At 44.4% G+C, this 17,037-nt stretch carries 13 protein-coding genes; 1 reads left to right on the forward strand and 12 read right to left on the reverse strand.

Annotation, left to right across the window (positions count from 1 at the left end; all coding sequences use genetic code 11):
* Nucleotides 1-279: 279 nt before the first annotated feature.
* The 7 genes from rpmE to CSV68_RS14360 all read right to left on the reverse strand — a co-directional run bounded on the left by rpmE (nt 280) and on the right by CSV68_RS14360 (nt 6,842).
* Nucleotides 280-495 carry a 50S ribosomal protein L31 gene (rpmE, locus tag CSV68_RS14330; protein ID WP_099634587.1) on the reverse strand — a complete coding sequence of 72 codons (216 nt, stop codon included), beginning with the start codon at nt 493-495 and terminating at the stop codon, nt 280-282.
* A 436-nt stretch (nt 496-931) separates the two neighbouring features.
* Nucleotides 932-2,212, reverse strand: a complete 1,281-nt coding sequence (gene rho, locus CSV68_RS14335; RefSeq protein ID WP_099634588.1) for a transcription termination factor Rho — start codon at nt 2,210-2,212, stop codon at nt 932-934.
* A 162-nt stretch (nt 2,213-2,374) separates the two neighbouring features.
* Entirely contained in the window at nt 2,375-3,340 is a 966-nt protein-coding gene (glpX, locus tag CSV68_RS14340; protein WP_099634589.1) for a class II fructose-bisphosphatase, read from the reverse strand.
* A 137-nt stretch (nt 3,341-3,477) separates the two neighbouring features.
* The gene (locus CSV68_RS14345) at nt 3,478-4,755 is read right to left on the reverse strand and encodes a UDP-N-acetylglucosamine 1-carboxyvinyltransferase (RefSeq protein WP_099634590.1); all 1,278 of its coding nucleotides are present in this window, start codon (nt 4,753-4,755) and stop codon (nt 3,478-3,480) included.
* A gap of 20 nt (nt 4,756-4,775) precedes the next feature.
* Nucleotides 4,776-5,423 (reverse strand): fructose-6-phosphate aldolase, encoded by a 648-nt coding sequence (gene fsa / locus CSV68_RS14350; RefSeq protein ID WP_099634591.1) that lies wholly within the window; start codon nt 5,421-5,423, stop codon nt 4,776-4,778.
* 95 nt (nt 5,424-5,518) lie between these two features.
* Nucleotides 5,519-6,376 carry a class II fructose-bisphosphate aldolase gene (locus CSV68_RS14355; RefSeq protein ID WP_099662488.1) on the reverse strand — a complete coding sequence of 286 codons (858 nt, stop codon included), beginning with the start codon at nt 6,374-6,376 and terminating at the stop codon, nt 5,519-5,521.
* A gap of 97 nt (nt 6,377-6,473) precedes the next feature.
* Nucleotides 6,474-6,842, reverse strand: coding sequence for a response regulator (locus tag CSV68_RS14360; protein ID WP_099634593.1), 369 nt, complete (start codon nt 6,840-6,842; stop codon nt 6,474-6,476).
* A 247-nt stretch (nt 6,843-7,089) separates the two neighbouring features.
* On the opposite strand from CSV68_RS14360, the gene CSV68_RS14365 reads away from it, so the two are divergent.
* Nucleotides 7,090-7,611, forward strand: coding sequence for a DUF2529 family protein (locus tag CSV68_RS14365; RefSeq protein WP_099662508.1), 522 nt, complete (start codon nt 7,090-7,092; stop codon nt 7,609-7,611).
* 594 nt (nt 7,612-8,205) lie between these two features.
* Here CSV68_RS14365 and CSV68_RS14370 read toward each other — a convergent pair.
* The 5 genes from CSV68_RS14370 to CSV68_RS14395 all read right to left on the reverse strand — a co-directional run bounded on the left by CSV68_RS14370 (nt 8,206) and on the right by CSV68_RS14395 (nt 16,781).
* Nucleotides 8,206-9,807, reverse strand: a complete 1,602-nt coding sequence (locus CSV68_RS14370; protein WP_099634594.1) for a CTP synthase — start codon at nt 9,805-9,807, stop codon at nt 8,206-8,208.
* A 171-nt stretch (nt 9,808-9,978) separates the two neighbouring features.
* Nucleotides 9,979-10,542 carry a DNA-directed RNA polymerase subunit delta gene (gene rpoE / locus CSV68_RS14375; RefSeq protein ID WP_099634595.1) on the reverse strand — a complete coding sequence of 188 codons (564 nt, stop codon included), beginning with the start codon at nt 10,540-10,542 and terminating at the stop codon, nt 9,979-9,981.
* A 1,140-nt stretch (nt 10,543-11,682) separates the two neighbouring features.
* The gene (icmF, locus tag CSV68_RS14385; protein ID WP_099662490.1) at nt 11,683-14,940 is read right to left on the reverse strand and encodes a fused isobutyryl-CoA mutase/GTPase IcmF; all 3,258 of its coding nucleotides are present in this window, start codon (nt 14,938-14,940) and stop codon (nt 11,683-11,685) included.
* A gap of 68 nt (nt 14,941-15,008) precedes the next feature.
* Nucleotides 15,009-15,626, reverse strand: a complete 618-nt coding sequence (locus CSV68_RS14390) for a TetR/AcrR family transcriptional regulator (protein WP_099662491.1) — start codon at nt 15,624-15,626, stop codon at nt 15,009-15,011.
* Nucleotides 15,627-15,641: 15 nt separating this feature from the next.
* On the reverse strand, nt 15,642-16,781 hold the full coding sequence (locus CSV68_RS14395) for an acyl-CoA dehydrogenase (RefSeq protein WP_083034930.1): 1,140 nt from the start codon (nt 16,779-16,781) through the stop codon (nt 15,642-15,644).
* Nucleotides 16,782-17,037: the final 256 nt, after the last annotated feature.

A 17,037-nucleotide genomic window follows, 5' to 3' on the forward strand; every position in this document is an offset into this window, starting at 1 on the left:
CGAATACACGCACACATTGAGCACTTTACACGCAACTATGAGCGAATACACGCACACATTGAGCACTTTACACGCAACTATGAGCGAATACACGCACACATTGAGCACTTTACACGCAACTATGAGCGAATACGCGCACACATTGAGCACTTTACGACAACAATAGAGCAAACTCCACTAAAAAGTTAACATTAATCCCTCTATATTTGCTAAACTACGCGCTAAATTAATAAAAATACCCGTCTGGCACGACTGCACCTGACGGGTATCTGGCTTTTATTACTCTTGTTCTTCTGACTTGATGCCGTATTTTTTGTTGAAACGGTCAACTCGTCCATCTGCAGTAGCAAACTTCTGACGGCCAGTATAGAATGGGTGACATTCTGAGCATACTTCCACTCGAATATCTTCTTTTACAGAACCTGTTTCAAATGTATTGCCACATGAGCAAGTTACTTTTGCAAGTTTGTAATTGGGATGAATTCCTGCTTTCATCGATATCTCTCCTTTCGCCCTGAACCATCTGGAACAGAGTGTGAAATTATGGATGTTTTATTGACCAGTTGTCAATAAAACGATCGATGCCGTACACGACCCGTGTTTGTCAGCCGTATATGCGGTGTACAGAAAAACTGTACTTGATTAGTATAGCAAAATTCGATACGTTGTGCAACTGTTTGATTTGGGTATTTAATGGGCATAGGCGGACTTAGTTAGGGCTTGGATTTCCGCTGCAGCCGAGGGGACGCTTTCCGGAGGGCCACTTGTTGAGCCAACCAGGTCGCGAGGCTCCCTTTTGGTTGTCTCAACGTTCGGGCTGATCCTCCCGGAGTCGCCCCTCGGCTTCCGCTGCAATCTTACTTTTTAAGTACGTACATCACTTTTTTATGTTGGGTTAAGTGCAAAAAGCTAAACCCAAAAACATAATTAATCAAATAAGGCCTTTACCTTTTTTAGCCTTCATTTCCTCGTTCAGTTTGTCGAAGAATTCTGCATTGTTTTCGGATTGGCTTAGTTTTTTCATGAAGCGTTCGGTGAAGTCGTGGGAGTCTGAAAATGTCTTTCTGATAGCCCATAGTTTTTCCAAGTTGTCTTTGGGAATGAGTAGTTCTTCTTTTCGTGTGCCGGAGCGACGGATATCGAGTGCAGGGAAGATTCTGCGTTCGGCTAGGTTGCGGTCTAGGTGGAGTTCCATGTTGCCGGTTCCTTTGAATTCTTCGTAGATAACTTCGTCCATGCGTGAGCCGGTTTCGATTAGGGCTGTGGCAAGGATAGTTAAGCTTCCGCCTTCTTCAATGTTACGTGCAGCACCGAAAAATCTTTTTGGTCGGTGGAAAGCCGCTGGGTCAATTCCTCCGGATAGTGTTCGTCCACTCGGTGGAATGACTAGGTTGAATGCGCGCGCTAGTCGTGTGATGGAGTCCATCAGGATGATGACGTCGCGTTTACTTTCGACGAGACGCATTGCGCGTTCGAGTACGAGCTCTGCCACCTTCACATGGTTTTGCGGTACTTCATCAAATGTCGAACTGACTACGTCTGCTTTGACAGAACGTTCGATGTCCGTTACTTCTTCTGGACGTTCATCGATCAATAGGACAATAAGTTCCGCGTCGGGATGGTTTGTTGTGATCGAGTTGGCAATTTCTTTCAACAATGTCGTTTTTCCGGCTTTCGGAGGAGCGACAATTAATCCACGTTGACCAAATCCGACAGGTGAAACGAGGTCCATAATCCGTGTAGACACATTACTTTTTGATGTTTCTAAATTAATTTGACGATCCGGGTACAAAGGTGTCAATGCCGGGAAATGAACACGTTCGCGTGCGACTTCCGGATTTTGCCCGTTGACTGCTTCTACTTGTAATAAACCATAGAAACGTTCGTTTTCTTTTGGTGGACGAACTTTCCCTGTTACTTTGTCGCCGTTACGCAAATCGAAGCGACGAATTTGAGATGCCGAGATGTAAATATCCTCTGAACTGGATGAGTAATTAATCGGACGTAGGAATCCGTATCCTTCAGATTGAATAATTTCGAGGACGCCTTCCATGAAGAAGAAGCCTTCTTGTTCTGCGCGGGATTTCAATATAGCGAAGACCAATTCTTTCTTTGTTAGTTTGCTATAGTTGGTAATTTTGAACTGCTTTGCTAGAGAGTATAGCTCTTTCAGCGTCATATTCTCAAGGTCCGCGAGGGTAATCATTGTCATCTATGCGTACACCACTCTTCATTTATTGTATGGAAAATTCGGCACAGTAAATAGAAAGGAGAGTACGTGATGTACTTCCTTTCTTTTAGTAGCCGGACATTATGGATCTAGATAGTTTTTTAGGAAATAGAGACCCGGCTGTGACACCGGGTGTTGAGGGAGTTAGTCTTGCATTACGAGAAGAGGTTTTTTCTTCATGCTGTGGCGACCTTCTACGAAACGAATAGTTCCTGATTTCGAGCGCATAACGATCGACTGAGTTCGGCAGTATGAACCTTTAAACTGCACGCCATCCATTAATTCGCCGTCTGTTACGCCTGTTGCTGCGAAAATACAGTCGTCTCCTTTTACCAAATCGTCCATCATTAGAACTTTGTTTACGTCAATACCCATCTTGATGCAACGTTCTCTCTCTTCATCATTTGAAGGAACGAGACGTCCTTGGATTTCTCCGCCTAGACATTTCAATCCGACTGCTGCGATTACGCCTTCAGGAGCACCGCCTCTGCCGAATAAAATATCTACACCTGTGTCATCGAAAGCAGTGTTAATAGCTGCTGCTACATCGCCATCTTCGATCAATTTGATACGTGCGCCCGCTTCACGAATTTCTTCGATGATGTCTGCGTGACGTTCACGGTTCAAAACAGATGCAACCAAGTCAGATACTGATTTATTCTTCGCTTTTGCTACAGCCTTCAAGTTATCTGTAACGCTTGCGTCGATATCAATTTTACCAACTGCTTCAGGTCCGACTGCAATTTTGTCCATGTACATATCCGGTGCGTTTAGCAAGTTGCCTTTATCTGCAACCGCAAGAACAGCTAGTGCGTTCCATCCACCTGCTGCTACGATATTCGTACCTTCAACTGGATCAACAGCGATATCTACAGCGGGTCCGTGACCTGTTCCAAGCTCTTCGCCAATATATAGCATAGGTGCTTCGTCCATTTCACCTTCACCAATTACGACTACACCTTCCATAGGAATTGTGTCGAATACTGTACGCATTGCTTCTGTTGCCGCGTCGTCTGCTTCGTTCTTCAAACCGCGTCCCATCCAGCGAGCTGCCGCTACGGCTGCTGCCTCTGTTACACGCACTAATTCCATTGATAAACTACGTTCCATAATGTTTTGTTCCTCCTGTTTGCGGTAAGGCGCGTATTGCGTATTACCTTTCATTTGCCTACGTCCGCATCCATCGGCTACTTTCTACGAAATGGATGTGTCGTTTGAGTCTATTATACACGTTTTGGCAATTAGCGTCACTCAGAAATTGAAGACGGAGTGAGTACTTTTACTTTACTAATATCGGCACCGAGGTTTTGCAGCTTGTTAATGATATCGCCATAGCCGCGTTCAATATGTTCAATTTCATGAATTTCAGTTTCTCCGGTTGCTAATAATCCTGCAATTAATAACGCGGCACCTGCACGTAAATCTGTTGCTTCAACCGTTGCAGCTTGCAATTCTGTTGGTCCTGTTATGATAGCTGAACGACCTTCAACTCTACCGTCCGCATTCATTCGACGAAGCTCATCGATTTGTTTAAAGCGTGCTGGATAGATCGTGTCTGTCAGAATAGATGAGCCCTCCGCCTGTGTCGATAAAACACCAAACGGCTGCTGCAAGTCTGTTGGGAATCCTGGATATACGAGAGTTTTCACATCAACTGCATGAAGTTTTTCCGTTTTCGGAATAAAAATCTGTTCTTCACCGACTTCTACTTTCACGCCCATTTCGCGAAGCTTCGCTGTGACAGCTTCAACGTGCAACGGAATGACATTATCGATTGTGACACCATCGCCAATTGCAGCTGCCATAATCATATGTGTACCTGTTTCAATACGGTCTGGAATAATTGTGTGTTTCGTACCGTGCAATGTTTCTACACCTTCAATACGAATAACGTTCGTTCCTGCACCTTTAATATTCGCGCCCATATTGGAAAGCAAAGTCGCGACATCAATAATTTCAGGTTCTTTCGCAGCGTTCTCAATAATCGTTTTACCTTTTGCTTTAACAGCAGCAAGCATGATATTGATTGTAGCTCCAACGCTGACGACGTCTAAATAAATTTTCGCGCCATACAGTTCATCTGCACGCAAATAAATAGCGCCGTGTTCGTTTTCAACTTTGGCACCCAGTGCTTCAAAGCCTTTTATATGTTGATCAATCGGGCGTGGACCCAAGTGACAACCTCCAGGTAATCCGATGACTGCGTGCTTGAACTTGCCAAGCATCGCCCCCATCATATAGTAGGATGCACGAAGTTTTTTGACGTTCCCGTTAGGCAATGGCATAGAAATGATTTCAGTTGGATCGATGATCATCGTGCCATCTTTCATTTCCACTTTGCCGCCGATTTCTTCGACGAGCGCCTGCAATGTATAGACATCTGAAATTTCGGGAAGACCTGCAATTGTAACAGGTGAGTCAGCTAGGATAGCGGCAGGAATAAGAGCCACTGCACTGTTCTTCGCTCCACTCACTCTGATCGTTCCTTGCAGTCGCTTTCCGCCTTTGATTTTATAAACGTCCATTTCAAGCTCCTTTTGTTCTATCACTTATTCGTTCTAGTTTCCCAGTCTTTCAAAAACTGATCGATTCCTTTAGTTGTCAATGGGTGTGCAAACAGACTCTGAAGTACGTTGAATGGAGTTGTCGCAATATGTGCTCCTGCAAGTGCTGCAGCTGTAATATGCTGTGGGTGTCTGATGGAAGCTGCGATGATTTGTGTATCCAAGTCGTGAATTGTGAAGATATCTGAAATCGTTTCGATTAATTCAACACCATTTTGGCCAATGTCATCCAAACGTCCGATGAATGGTGAAACGTATGTCGCGCCTGCACGTGCTGCAAGCAATGCTTGATTAGCACTGAAAACGAGAGTGACGTTTGTTTTGATTCCTTCTGCTGAAAATACTGAACAAGCTTTCAAGCCTTCAGGTGTCATTGGTAGTTTCACCGTAATGTTTTCTGCAAGTGCTGCAAGTTTACGTCCTTCTTCAATCATACCTTCTGCATCCAGAGCGATAACTTCCGCACTGACAGAACCAGGTACGAGTGCCGTAATTTCTTTCAAGCGGTCATGGAATGAAATGTTTTCTTTCGCGACAAGCGATGGGTTGGTTGTAACACCAGAAATAATCCCCCAGCTATGCGCTTCTTTAATTTCCTCAAAATTGGCTGTATCTATAAAAAACTTCACGTATGTTGTCCCCCTAGTTGTATTTATTCATTTAGCTAAAAAGCAAAAGAAGGAGACATATTGCGCTCCCCCTTTGTTCTATCGAAATTCTGTAATTACGCTTGCTTTGAACTGCCGAACTCACGCATTTTATCGATCACTGTTGCTTTGATCGCTTCGCGCATTGGTCCAAGGAATTTACGTGGATCATACACTTCGGAATCTTCGTTCAAGATTTCGCGTACAGCTTTTGTACCTTGAATTTGATTTTCTGTGTTGACGTTAATTTTAGACGTACCAAGTGAAATAGCACGCTTTATATCCTTCGTCGGAATGCCTGTACCGCCGTGCAACACGAGTGGAATATCTCCTTGTTTTGAAATTTCTTCCATTTCTTCAAACCCAAGATTCGGTTCGCCTTTATACGGGCCGTGTACAGAACCAAGTGCAGGTGCTAGACAATCGATACCTGTCTTTTCTACAAGCTCTCTACATTCAGCCGGATCTGCATAAATAACACCGTCTGCGATGATGTCGTCTTCCTGACCGCCTACTACGCCAAGTTCAGCTTCTACTGATACATTATGTAGCTTTGCGTAATCTACCACTTTTTTCGTGATTTCAATGTTTTCTTCAAGTGGCTTAGAAGATGCATCGATCATAACAGAAGTGAAGCCTGCTTCGATCGCTTCTTTACACTTCTCAAAGCTTGAGCCGTGATCTAAATGAATCGCTACTGGCACCGTCGTACCGAAGTCTTCCATTAATCCTTTGACCATCATAACGACTGTTTTAAATCCGCCCATATAACGTGCAGCGCCTTCTGAAACACCTAAAATAACAGGTGATTTCTCTTCTTCAGCAGCTTGTAAGATCGCTTGCGTATATTCCAAGTTATTCAGGTTGAATTGACCAATTGCATATCCTTGCTCTTTACCTTGAATCATCATTTCCTTCATCGAGACCAGTGGCATATAAAATTCCTCCTTGAGTTTCCCACGAATTTTTATGTGTTTTTATTATATTAATTTCTACCACTAGCATATCAAATTCATGCGCTGATTACTACTATCAGACGTCCAGTAGCTCTAACCTTCTTAATACACTATCACGCACTTCGAATATATCAAACGGCTTGGTGAAGTGCTGATCGATACCTAGTTTATCGGCATCATTGAGCAATTCTATTTCACTGTACGCCGTCATCATCATAACAATTGCTTCAGGTGAGATGGTTCGGATTTCTCTTAGCACTTCGACGCCATTCATGCCCGGCATCTTCATATCAAGTAAAACACAGTCCGGATTCTGTTTTCGAACTATTTCTAACGCTTCTTTTCCATTTGATGCAAGCGCTATCATTATTCCGGTTGGTTTGAAGATTTCCTCCAGTAATAACCGTATCCCTGGCTGGTCATCTACAATTAATAAATGCTTCATCCTCATATCCCCCATCACCTATTTTTTCCATGTTTGAATTTATTCCTTCATTATAACCCGACTATTATTATACGTATATAGTAAAATTGAATTTTCAGAAAAATTATGTGTACTTCTATTTCTCTATTCTATCTGTATATATACTGTTATTCTAGAAAATTCAAACAACTCCTCTTTTTTTCGCCAACTATTTTGCACTTCTTTCTTTTCTGACCTATACTGAGCTTTTGGAGGGATTTTCGTGAAAATGTTGACTACACAAATTAGAGGTCTTCTGGAGAGAATTGCAGAAGGTCAAGAAGAATCGATGGAAGAAACTGCTCGTTTATTGGCGCAAGCTTTAGTAGGCGAAGGACGAATTATCTTGGCAGCTTTTGATGAATTGGAAGCTGTTACTGCGACTGCACTGGATGGTGTCGAACCGTTAGATGGTGCGATTCGCTACACAAAAGAGTTGGAATTGACGACTGCGGATCGCGTCTGGTTGCTTGTGCGAAAGGCAGATCATCCCGTTGCACTTGAGCTAGCACGCGAGCTCGCTGATCAGTTCATCCCGTTTGCTGTGACGGCTGCGGATAAGGAAGATGACCACAATGAACTCGCAGCTCTTGCGTATACGTATATTTCGACAGGTTTGAAAAAGGGGCTAATTCCGGGTCCTACTGGCGAAAGAATCGTCCAGCCCCATGCGCTTGCTGCGTTGTTTATATACGAGGCAGTGAAGCTGTCGATTGATGATATGTTGGCGGATGAGGATGACGAACTGTAAGCTGGCAATGGTGTTGGGGTGAGGGATTTGCGCTCTAGGCGGACGCGTTCGGGAGGGTGGGCGGTGAACCACACCCCTTCGCTTCGCTCGCTGGGTGTTTCACCTGTCCCACTGATCCTCCCCGAGTCGCCGCCTGCCGCTCCAATCCCTTGCAATGCGAGTGTATGATACTTTTTGTTAGACATTAAAGTCAGTGTTGCAATCCATTTTGAACTTCAGTACTTGAATCTAAATAAGTGAAGACAGAACAATACATCACACATTACCTACAGTGAGTGATCTAGGTACCCCCACTATCAACGTAGGATGGAAGACGAAGCTGGGGGCGAAGTGCAAAGATGTGCTCCTAACGCTTCGCTTTTACTCGCAAAAGCCGTCCTTCGTTACGGCTCTTCCCGCAGGATTAGCTCGAAAGGAGAGACAACCAAAAGGGAGCTTGCGACCTGGTTGGCTCACCGAGAGCCCATGGGAAAGCGTCCGCAGCTGGAGCTTCCATCCCCTCGCACTCTCAAACTATCCCTTACTTCTACAAAGATTCTAAATATCCAAAGTCAAAAATGCCCACAGAAGAAAGATCTTCTGTGGGCATACTTTTTAGTTTTTGTGCTCAAGCGCCGCGCGGATGAAGTCGCGGATTAGTGGTGATGGACGATTTGGACGGGATGCGAATTCTGGGTGGAACTGGCAAGCCACGAAATATGGATGGTCCGGCATCTCCATAATTTCGATCAAGCGACCGTCTGGGCTAATTCCAGAAACGATGAATCCTGCCTCTTCCAACTGCGCACGATATGCCAAGTTCATTTCATAACGGTGGCGATGACGCTCGTACACTAACTCCTCGCCATATGCAGCAGAAGCCTTCGTGTTTTCTGCTACTTTACACGGATAAGCGCCTAGACGCAATGTGCTGTCTGCTTCGCGTGCTGTGCGGCAATCTGGGTGGAATGTCGTAATTTGGTGCTCAGTCTCTGTGTCGAACTCCAGTGAATGAGCTGTTTTCAAGCCGATGACGTTACGTGCGATTTCAGTAGCCGCTAACTGCAAACCTAAACTGATACCAAAGAATGGAATCTTCTGTTCACGTGCATACGTGATTGCTTCAATTTTACCGTCGATTGCACGATCTCCGAAACCACCTGGTACAAGAATACCATCTACGTCTCCGAGAAGTTCTGCAACGTTTTCTTTTGTCACATCTGCCGAATTGATCCACTTAATGTCGATGTCTGCATCGAAAGCGTATCCAGCGTGACGCATAGCTTCTACTGCGGAAATGTATGCATCTTGTAATTCTACATACTTACCAACTAGACCGATTTTCACTGTTTCTTTCAGTGATTTAACCAACTTCACTAGTTCTTCCACTTCAGAAAGTTCAGGCTGTGGTGTTTCAAGACCTAGGTAATCCACAACTAATTGGTCCATGTTTTGTTCATGCAAACGAAGAGGTACTTCGTATAATGTTTCCGCATCAAGTGCTTCGATTACTTCTTCTGATTTGATGTTACAGAATAACGCAATCTTGTCTTTCATTTCTTGTGGCACTGGATATTCGCTTCGCACAACGATCATGTTCGGCTGAATTCCAAGACTACGCAATTCCTTTACACTGTGTTGCGTCGGCTTCGTTTTCATTTCACCAGCCGCATGCAAATATGGAATGAGCGTGTTGTGGATGTACATCACGTCATCTTTCGCAAGATCTGTCTTCAACTGACGAATGGCTTCAAGATAAGGCAATGATTCGATATCCCCTACGCTTCCACCGATTTCTGTAATGACGACATCTGCGTTTAATGTTTGCCCTGCACGTTTAATCAATTCTTTAATTTCATTGGTAATATGAGGGATTACTTGAACTGTTGCACCGTTGTATTCACCAGCGCGTTCTTTGCGCAATACTAGATCATAGACTTTCCCCATTGTTACGTTGGAGTAACGGTTACATTCGATGTCGATAAAACGCTCGTAGTGACCGATATCAAGATCCGTTTCCGCTCCGTCTTCCGTTACGAAAACTTCCCCGTGCTGGTACGGGCTCATCATGCGTGGATCGATATTGATGTATGGATCGAATTTTTGGTTCGTCACTTTCAAACCACGGTTTTTAAGTAAACGTCCGAGTGATGCCGCGTTGATACCTTTACCTAAAGAAGAGACGACGCCGCCTGTAATGAAAATATATTTTGTCATGTGTAGTGCCTCCATTTATTCTTTTTCCGAGCTATTAGGGTCGATACAAAATCAAAAAAGCGCCCCGTTTGTAGCGTAACTACAATAAGGAGCGCGTATACACGAATTTATGTGTCCTTTTCAGGAGCCCATCCAAATCTTATATTTTTGGGCACTAAAAGTCAAGTCCAATTATTTCTCTTCCTCGTACTCATCGTCTTCCTCTTCGTCCTCTTCATCTTCTTCATCGATATCGAGTTCTACTTCAGGAATTACTTCTAGGTCGTCGTCAGGATCGATTAAATCTTCCTCGAGTCCGACTACTTCCTCTTCTTCCTCTTCTTCATCGTCTGCGTCATCTTCTTCGCCAAGTTCAACGTATTCTTCATCGAAGATTTCTTCGTCATCATCTTCTTCTTCAATATCATCTTCGTCATAATCTTTTTTCTTCTTTTTCTTCTTGCGTACTTTTACGACTGGCGCCGTTTCTTCTTCGATCTGATCGACTGGATACCATTCGCGTAAGCCCCAACGGTTGTCCTGGATTGCAAGGAATCTGCCATCGATGTTCAAGTCTGTATAAAACTGAAGCATTTTCGCTTTCAATTCTTTCTCGCTTACACCTGTAAGTTTACGGAACTCTTCCATCAATTCCGCCAACGTGAGAGATTCACGTCGCTCTGTCAGTACTTGGTGCGTAATGTTGATTAACGATTCTTCCAAAAGTTCTTCTTTTGTCATGTCATGGATATTCAATGTATGGCACGTCCTTTCTTCTATCAATCACACGCGGAACCGACCAAGTCAGTTAATGATTTGGCCGATCGACGTTTTTTATCTTGTAGCATATAAGCATAGTGTACATTATATACGTTATTTCTACCAATATGCTACATTCTTTTACTTCTCTTTATATTTCTATACTCAGTAATGGTCAAATACCCCAGATAGACCGCCGCAAAGGTGAAGGGGATTACGCCGAGTCCGCTGTTGTAGAAGATGAGTGTGAGTGTAATTAAGAGAGCTATTATGATTGCATGATAGTACCATCTCACATTCAGCACGTCCCTTTTCCTTGTTCTTCTTATTATACTGACTAACTTACTAAATTATCCACTTTGACGGGGTATGAATTTTACGAAATGAATTAGGTTTCATAGGATACTTGAGATAGAGTAGTTGGAATGGCTGTTGGGGTGGGGATTGGCGCTTCGGAGGGGACGCTTTCCTGAGGGGCCGCGGTGAGCCAACCAGTTCGCTTTGCTCTCTTTGGTTGTCTCACCTGTCGAACTGATCCTCTAGGAGTCGCCCCTCCTACACGCCAATCCCTTGCAAAGAGAGTGGGTGCCACTTCTTGTTGCTCATTGAAGCGGTGCGTGTGACTGGTTTAGTACCTATCATTTGCACTCACTCTGGCCTTAAACTTAACTATTGCTAGAGACATTACTATTTCACGCACTAGCGACAATGTGTGGCACATATTGTGACTTATGAAGACAGTTTCCTAATCTATTCAGCACCTGAACTTAATTAAGTTCAAAGACAACAATAATTCACACCACATAGCCAGTGAATACTCTACATCATCCAACTCTCTACGTAAGGATTGCAACGGAAGCTGGGGCGACTCCGGGAGGATAAGCGTGAGTTCGAGACCCTGGACAGATGCCTTAATTTCTGTAAAGTACACAGAAATTAAGGCAAAGCGAACCCTTCGCTGTTCGCTTGGCTCAAGCCACGCCCTTCGGAAAGCGTCCCCAGCTGGAGTTGCAATCCCATGCACTTAGCCCATGCACCTACACTCTGACTTTGCATTTGACTTTGAATTTATCCCCATGAAAAAGAGAGGATGCCGTCAGAAGTGATGGCTTCTGTGACATCCCCTTTGAGATGCAACTACATATTACGGCGGTACTGCCCGCCTACTTCGTAAAGCGCATTGGTAATTTGACCAAGACTAGCGACTCGCACAGTCTTCATCAGTTCAGCGAAGACGTTGCCGCCTGTAATCGCCACTTCCTGAAGATCCGCAAGCGCTTGCTCTGCTTCGTCAGCATGTTTAGCTTGGAATGCGCGCAAGTTGATAATTTGTGACTCTTTTTCTTCCTGTGTCGCACGCGCCAATTCCATATTGTCGATATCCTCTTCAGACGGAGGATTCGGATTCAAGTACGTGTTGACGCCGATGATCGGTAGCTCACCTGAGTGCTTTTTCATTTCATAATACATCGATTCTTCCTGGATCTTGCCACGCTGGTACTGCGTTTCCATAGAACCCAGTACGCCGCCACGGTCGTTTAGGCGATCGAATTCTTGTAATACCGCTTCTTCTACGAGACTTGTCATTTCTTCGATGATGTAAGCCCCTTGAAGTGGGTTTTCGTTTTTCGACAAACCGTGTTCTTTCATGATGATCATCTGGATCGCCATCGCACGACGAACAGATTCTTCTGTCGGTGTCGTAATGGCTTCGTCGTAGGCATTCGTGTGCAACGAGTTACAGTTATCTTGCAGTGCCATCAATGCTTGCAAAGTTGTGCGAATGTCGTTGAAATCAATTTCTTGCGCATGTAAACTACGGCCAGATGTTTGGATATGGTATTTCAACTTTTGACTGCGTTCATTCGCTCCGTATTTATCACGCATCGTAATCGCCCAAATGCGACGTGCGACGCGACCGATTACCGTATATTCCGGATCAAGGCCATTCGAGAAGAAGAATGACAGGTTCGGTGCAAAGTCGTCGATATGCATGCCGCGGCTCAAGTAATACTCCACATACGTGAAGCCGTTTGCGAGCGTGAACGCTAGCTGGGAAATCGGATTCGATCCTGCTTCTGCGATATGATAGCCGGAAATGGATACAGAATAGTAATTACGCACTTTTTTATCAATGAAATACTGTTGGATATCGCCCATTAGACGCAATGCGAATTCCGTAGAGAAGATACATGTATTTTGCCCTTGGTCTTCTTTCAGGATATCTGCTTGAACCGTTCCACGAACTGTTTGGAATGTCATTTCACGTACTTCAGTAAACTCTTCGACAGTAAGTGTGCGTCCAAGCTCTTCTTCTTTTTTACGTACTTGCTGATCGACCGCTGCGTTCATGAACATCGCTAGGATAATCGGTGCGGGTCCATTAATTGTCATAGATACGGACGTCATAGGTGAACACAAGTCGAAACCGTCATAAAGCTTTTTCATATCTTCGAGTGTACAAATACTTACACCAGACTCACCGACTTTTCCGTAGATATCAGGACGCTCATCAGGATCTTCTCCGTATAATGTGACAGAGTCAAAAGCTGTTGATAAACGCTTCGCATCGTCATCTTTTGATACGTAGTGGAAACGACGATTCGTACGTTCAGGCGTCCCTTCTCCAGCGAACTGACGGCGTGGATCTTCCCCTTCACGTTTGAATGGGAAAACGCCTCCAGTATACGGGAATGAACCAGGAACGTTCTCGCTGTAGACAAAGCGTAGAATTTCCCCATAGTCTTTGTATTGCGGCAAGACTACTTTCGGAACTTTCAAGCCAGATAGACTAACCGTATTAAGTGTCGTACGAATTTCTTTGTCGCGGATTTTCACAACAAATTCATCTTGCTGATACGACTCTCTCAAAGGTTCCCAGTTTTTCAATGTACGTTTGGATTCGCTCGTTAATTGCTCTTCTACGCCTTCTTTCAAGCTATTCAATGATTCTAGTAACGCTTCATTGGAGTCTGCTTCTTTTACCGCTTCAATCGCACCTTCAAGTTGGAACACGCGACGTGCCAATTCTGCTTGCTCTTTAGATTTCGCATGGTAGGTACGGATAGTCGATGCGATTTCACGCAAATAATGGCTACGGTCAGGTGGAATAATTACGGTTTGTTTTTGATTCGTCACGAATTCAGTATAGCTTGTCGTCCAATCCGAATCGGTTACGTTGTTGATTTTTTCAACTAGCGCTGCGAAAAGAGTGTTGGTGCCTTTATCGTTAAACTGGCTCGCAATCGTACCGTAAACAGGCATCGTTTCTAAATCGTTGTCAAATAGTAAATGGCTACGCTGATACTGTTTGCGCACTTGAATCAAAGCATCTTCTGAACCTTTGCGTTCAAACTTATTGATAACAATTAAGTCAGCAAAGTCGATCATGTCAATTTTCTCAAGTTGTGTCGGCGCACCGAATTCACTCGTCATGACGTACATCGAAACATCAGATACATCTGTAATGCGCGCATCCCCTTGCCCAATTCCGCTCGTCTCTACAATGATCAAGTCATAACCCGCTGCTTTCGTGACATCGAGTACATCGTGGATAGCCGTTGTCAGCTCTGAACGTGATCCGCGCGTTGCCAAACTACGCATGTAGACACGGTTATTGAAGATCGCATTCATGCGAATCCGGTCACCAAGTAACGCACCGCCTGTTTTTTGCTTCGTTGGATCTACGGAAAGTATCGCTACTCTTTTATCAGGGAACTCACGCAAGAAGCGACGAATTAATTCATCCGTCAATGAACTTTTACCTGCTCCACCTGTCCCTGTGATGCCGAGTACTGGCGTATGTTTGGACATAGAGCGTGCATGATCGAGTAATTGCTCCGTTGCGTCATCCTTATTCAAATGTTTTTCTTCTACATACGTGATTAAATTGGCTAAGATCCCTGGCGTTTCGGCTGTCAGTTGTTCCAGATTGGCTTCTTCGCTTTCGGGAGTCGTGGAGAAATCCGATAGTTCCATGATTTTATTGATCATACCTTGTAGACCTAGTTTCCGACCGTCTTCTGGTGAAAAGATCCATTCGATGCCGTAATCATGCAACTCTTTAATTTCTTTCGGGATGATGACTCCTCCACCACCGCCGAATATTTTAATATGGGAAGCGCCTCTTTCCTTCAGCAAGTCATGCATGTATTTGAAATACTCCACATGCCCACCTTGATAGGATGACATAGCGATTCCTTGCACATCTTCTTGAATGGCAGCGTTTACAACTTCCTCAACAGATCGATTATGTCCGAGATGAATAACTTCCGCTCCGGTTGCCTGTAATATTCTTCGCATGATATTGATTGATGCATCATGCCCGTCGAATAAACTCGATGCCGTCACGAAACGAATATGGTGTTTCGGTTTATAAATTTCTTCAGTCCCCATTAGCCTTCCACCTTCCGTACATGCCGACCACCGCCACGAAGATTTTCATGGCGGAGTCCGCAAGTTATTTACTTCTCTACACCTTTGATAATTTGATCAGTTTGTACTTTCGTATAGCGCTCTAACGTATATTGTTTGCGCAATGCCCATCTTCTAAATGACCACATTTGGCCAGATACGAGGATGTGGTGTGCGGTCAATGATACTTCATCCGGTCCGATGCGTAGATTTCCTGCTTCCATGCATTTACGAATGATGATTTCAAATTGCTCGACCATTTCCAGTTCTTTAGTGAGTACGTAACGAAGCGCTTCGCTCGGTAACGACTTCGACTCCTGGTACATGACGAGGAATTCATCTGACATTTGATCGATGACTTCGTAATACCGTGCAATCGCCACACGTAGCCCTTCTACCGTGTTGTCATTGTTATCGAGCTCAGATAAACGAACTTTGACTTCATTGTAAATATTGTCACAGACGAGATACAGGACGTCTTCTTTTGTCCGGATATACTCGTATAGTGTGCCAATACTGAAGCCTGCTTCTTTGGCGATTTCACGTGTAGTCGTCCTGTGGAATCCTTTATCGATAAACAATTTCACAGCACCCCGGCTAATTTGTGCACGTCGCTTCTGAATAAGTTCTTCATCTTTGACGGTAGATTTCACTACATGTTTGGGCATTGCATAGACCTCCTGTTATTTCGTCAACATACGAGAAATGACGAGACGTTGAATTTCTTGTGTACCTTCATAGATTTGCGTGATTTTCGCGTCACGCATATAGCGCTCTACCGGATAATCTTTTGTATACCCGTAGCCGCCAAATACTTGAACTGCTTCTGTTGTTACTTTCATTGCTGTGTCACCAGCCATTAATTTCGCCATAGCAGATGCTTTACCGTACGGCAGGTCGTTCGATTCGAGCCATGCAGCTTGGTATGTCAATAGACGAGAAGCTTCTGTCGCTGTCGCCATATCCGCTAGTTTAAAGCTAATGCCTTGATTGGCTACGATTGGCTTACCGAATTGTACACGTTCTTTTGAGTAGTCGACTGCAGCGTCTAGTGCGCCTTGTGCAATTCCTACTGCTTGAGCAGCAATTCCATTACGTCCGCCATCGAGTGTTTTCATTGCGATAATGAATCCGTCGCCTTCTTCTCCAAGAAGATTTTCTTTCGGTACGCGACAGTTATCTAGTACGACTTCCGTTGTTGGAGATGAACGAATGCCCATCTTCTTCTCTTTCTTACCTACAGAGAATCCTTCGAATGTGCTTTCTACAATGAATGCGCTTGTTCCTTTATGTTTGGATTCCGGATCCGTTACAGCGAAGACAATATATGTGTCAGCAATTCCGCCATTTGTGATGAAGATTTTCGAGCCGTTTAGCACGTAGTCGTCACCGTCAAGCTTTGCTGTAGTTTTCATGCCGCCTGCGTCTGATCCTGAGCCTGCCTCTGTTAGACAGTATGCCCCCATCTTTGAACCTTCTGCAAGTGGACGTAAGTATTTTTGTTTTTGTTCTTCGTTGCCGTATTTAAATAGTGGCCATCCTGCCAGAGATGTGTGTGCAGACAAGACGACGCCTGTAGATGCGCAGACACGGGATAGTTCTTCTACTGCGATGACGTAGGCTAGGAAGTCGCTGCCGATGCCGCCGTATTCTTCTGGCCATGGAATGCCTGTGAGTCCGAGTTCGGCCATCTTGTGGAAGATGTCCATGTCGAATGTTTCGTCTTCGTCTCGTTGTGCTGCTGTTGGTGCTACCTCTTTTTGTGCAAAGTCGCGTACCATTTTTCTGATCATTTCATGTTCTTCTGATAATTTAAAGTCCATTGTTCTCCCACCCTTTTGTTTGGTTATTGAAAATTTCAATGAAATAGTGAAGCTTGATGCTGGCTTGTGCTTGGGGATTGGAGCTCCAGACAGGGACGCTTTCCGGAGGGCCCGCGGTGAGCCAACTAGTCGCTATGCTCCTCTAGTTGTCTCACCTGATCGGGCTGATCCTCCCGGAGTCGCCCTGTCTTCCGCCCCAATCCCTACTTATAACTTGTTGAAGCAAACTGACATCATTAAATTTGTAAGTTGTTGT

Source organism: Sporosarcina sp. P29, assembly GCF_002743265.1.
GTDB lineage: Bacteria > Bacillota > Bacilli > Bacillales_A > Planococcaceae > Sporosarcina.

Coding starts and splice junctions, on each gene's coding strand:
- rpmE (WP_099634587.1), bottom strand. CDS start 495: ATGAAAGCAGGAATTCATCCCAATTACAAACTTGCAAAAGTAACTTGC.
- CSV68_RS14365 (WP_099662508.1), top strand. CDS start 7,090: ATGTTGACTACACAAATTAGAGGTCTTCTGGAGAGAATTGCAGAAGGT.
- CSV68_RS14370 (WP_099634594.1), bottom strand. CDS start 9,807: ATGACAAAATATATTTTCATTACAGGCGGCGTCGTCTCTTCTTTAGGT.
- CSV68_RS14345 (WP_099634590.1), bottom strand. CDS start 4,755: ATGGACGTTTATAAAATCAAAGGCGGAAAGCGACTGCAAGGAACGATC.
- CSV68_RS14395 (WP_083034930.1), bottom strand. CDS start 16,781: ATGGACTTTAAATTATCAGAAGAACATGAAATGATCAGAAAAATGGTA.
- icmF (WP_099662490.1), bottom strand. CDS start 14,940: ATGGGGACTGAAGAAATTTATAAACCGAAACACCATATTCGTTTCGTG.
- CSV68_RS14355 (WP_099662488.1), bottom strand. CDS start 6,376: ATGCCACTGGTCTCGATGAAGGAAATGATGATTCAAGGTAAAGAGCAA.
- rho (WP_099634588.1), bottom strand. CDS start 2,212: ATGACAATGATTACCCTCGCGGACCTTGAGAATATGACGCTGAAAGAG.
- CSV68_RS14360 (WP_099634593.1), bottom strand. CDS start 6,842: ATGAAGCATTTATTAATTGTAGATGACCAGCCAGGGATACGGTTATTA.
- glpX (WP_099634589.1), bottom strand. CDS start 3,340: ATGGAACGTAGTTTATCAATGGAATTAGTGCGTGTAACAGAGGCAGCA.
- CSV68_RS14390 (WP_099662491.1), bottom strand. CDS start 15,626: ATGCCCAAACATGTAGTGAAATCTACCGTCAAAGATGAAGAACTTATT.